Annotated in this window: 3 protein-coding genes and 1 pseudogene; all 4 read right to left on the reverse strand. The window is 68.8% G+C overall.

Going from position 1 to position 2,696, the window contains the following annotated elements:
• Nucleotides 1-962: Rnase Y domain-containing protein (locus WBA11_RS15940; protein ID WP_424521645.1), on the reverse strand; the 962-nt coding region annotated here is incomplete at its 3' end.
• A gap of 387 nt (nucleotides 963-1,349) precedes the next feature.
• Nucleotides 1,350-1,688, reverse strand: coding sequence for a cell division protein ZapA (locus WBA11_RS15945; protein WP_424521646.1), 339 nt, complete (start codon nucleotides 1,686-1,688; stop codon nucleotides 1,350-1,352).
• Nucleotides 1,685-1,990, reverse strand: a complete 306-nt coding sequence (locus WBA11_RS15950; protein ID WP_424521647.1) for a hypothetical protein — start codon at nucleotides 1,988-1,990, stop codon at nucleotides 1,685-1,687. Before WBA11_RS15950 ends, WBA11_RS15945 begins: the two co-directional genes overlap by 4 nt.
• Before the next feature lie 74 nt (nucleotides 1,991-2,064).
• A pseudogene (locus WBA11_RS15955) lies at nucleotides 2,065-2,696 on the reverse strand (phenylalanine--tRNA ligase subunit beta); the annotation flags it as partial.

A 2,696-nucleotide genomic window follows, 5' to 3' on the forward strand; every position in this document is an offset into this window, starting at 1 on the left:
AGGGAGAGCCGGGCGATCTCGCGGCGGACCGGGTCGAATCCCGACACCAAGACGGCGTCGGGCGTGTCGTCGACGATGACCTCGACGCCGGTCGCGGCCTCGAACGCTCGGATGTTGCGGCCCTCTCGGCCGATGACTCGGCCCTTCATGTCCTCGGACGCGAGCGGGACGGCCGAGACCGTGTGCTCGATGGTCGCCGTCGCAGCGAGTCGCTGGATTGCCTTGAGGACGATCTTGGTCGCCTCGCGCTCGGCCGTCTCCTTCGCTTTGTCGCGCGCCTCCTTGACGGCGGCGGCAGCCTCGAGTTTGGCTTCTCGTGTGAGCTCTGCGACCAGGGCGTCCCGGGCCGCATCGCGTGACATGCCAGCCGTGCGTTCCAGTTTGGCGCGGTGCTCCTCGACGAGCCGGTCCAACCGGTCGGCCTCGCCTCGCAGTCTCGTTTCGGTCGCGGTCATCGCGTTCTCGCGCTCGGCGAGCTCCTGCTGACGCCGCCCGACCGTCGCCGCCTGGGTGCGCACGCGTTCCCCCAACGTGTCGGCCTCGTCCCGCCGGCGCTCGGCCGCCTCCGTCAACACGTCGAGGGCGCCGGCGGCCGACGCGAGGGCCGACTCTCGCTCTGACAGACGCCTCGACTTGCCATCTACGCGCGAGCGCGCGGCCTCGAGCTTGGCCTTCGTCTTCTGGTGCTTCTCTCGGACCTCCTCGACGCGCTGATCGAGCCGCGCCCGACGGCGCTTCAACTCGTCACGTGTGCCCGCGACCTCGATGCGTTCGGCCTCGGCCCGTTCTTCGAGCTGTTTCGCCTCTACCTCGGTCCGCTCGGCTGCGGTTTCTGCTCGGAGGGCAGCGTCCTCGAAGCGAGCGCTTGCCGTTCCTCCCCGCGCGACTCGGCCCGCGACGAACCCAACCGCCAAGGCGAGCACGACCGCGAGAGCAGAGAGAGCGATGAGGATCGGGTCCATGAAGTGGTGGGATGCACCGGTCGGCAATGCTAACCATACGCACCAGAAGGACCCCGCCGCTCGGTCTCGAGCGACGGGGTCCGCAGTGGCACCAGCCTGTAGCGCGTGGACGAGAACCTTGCTCGTCGGACAATGTGGGAGCCCCTCCAACCCTCTCGCCTTCCGCGGCCAGAGCCGAAGCTCTGAGACCCGCCGAAGCGGGCTGCGGTCTGATGGTCAGGTTTTAAACAGAGCCCCCGCGGTAAACGCTGTTCAGGTTCCCATGCGGTGGCTACAAGCCGGTGGGCACAAGCGGCTGAGCCGAAGCCCGTTCGCTCGCACAGACCCAATATCGCCCCGCGCCGTGAACGGTTTCGGCAGGGCCTGCGAAATCCCCTCGGACCTCTGCTACGGTCCTGGCTCGTCGTCCGTCGGTTGAGGAGCGCCGTCGCCGCCAGCGGAGAGCGCGGCGTCGAGGCGGTCCGCGAGAGCACCGGATTCGATCTCGAGTCGTGCCCGTAGGCGGTCCGTCTCGGCGCGTGCGGCGTAGAGCTCCTCCGCCAACTCGAGGGCGGTCAGGACGACGTGCGTCAGGTCCGGCTGCGTCGGGAGGTCGTGGCGCAGGCGGCGGATCCGCTCGTCCACGCGAGCGGCGAGGTGGATCGTGTAGTCCTCGTCACCGGGCGCGACGCGGAGTGGGTAGTCGCGGTCGAGAATGCGGACGCGGATGGAGACAGGAGCACTCATGATGACTCGGTCGTGTCGGCGTCGTCGCGCTCGATCAGCGTGTCGACCAGGTCGATAAAGCCCTGGACGCGGGACTTGAGCACCTCTGGGTCCTCGCCGTCGCCGAACGAGAACGACGGTGCCGTCTCCTGATCCTCGAGGTCGATCAGGCGGCTCGCGAGCGCGGCATTCTCCGTCCGCAGCCTCTCGATCTCACGCACGGCCGCGTCGATCCGGTCGCGGAGATAGCTCAGCGACCGCCACTCGGAACGGGTTCCGTCAGAACGGGCGGGCTCACTCTCCGGAGAGGCGGTGGGCTCCATGTGTGAGTCGGAGGACACGTCAAGATAAACACGAGGCCCTTATGGGTTTCCCCTACCCCAGCAACACGTCTGGGTTACGTCCGCAAGGTCGCGCCGTGACGGGCCTCGAGGGCCTTCACGATCCGCTTGACGCGGCCGTCGACTTCCTTGTCCCGCAACGTCCGGTCGGCCCCGAATCGGAGCGCGAACGCCAGGCTCTTGGTGCCCTCCGGGATGCGGTCTCCTCGGTAGAGGTCGAACAGGCTGGCGTCCTGGAGAAGCGGCTTCCCGGCCTCGAGGATGGTCTCCAGGAGCGGGCCGGCCGGGTCGCTCTCTGGGACGACCAGGGCGAGATCGCGCTCGGCGACGGGGAAGCGCGAGATGGCCTGGTAGGCCGGCGGCGCGTCGCGGTCGGCGAGGTCGGCGATGGCGTCCCAGTCGAGCTCGGCCACGAACAAGGCGTCTTGGAGATCCGCCGCTTTTGCCGTCTCCTCGGACAACAGCCCGATCGATCCCAGGCGCGTGCCGCCGACCTCGATGTCGAGCGCGTACGCCGTCAAGCCGTCCGGCGCGGGGCGCGGCGCCTCGCTCACGTCCCCGATCCCGAGGTCCGAGAGCACGTTCAAGACGACGCCTTTAAGGTCGTAGAAATCGAGCGCTCGCGGGGACGCGTCCCAGCCGGCGGGGGCGGAGCCGCCGATCCCGATGACGAGCGACGTATGCTCGT

This window comes from Rubrivirga sp. (assembly GCF_049648075.1).
Lineage (GTDB): Bacteria > Bacteroidota > Rhodothermia > Rhodothermales > Rubricoccaceae > Rubrivirga.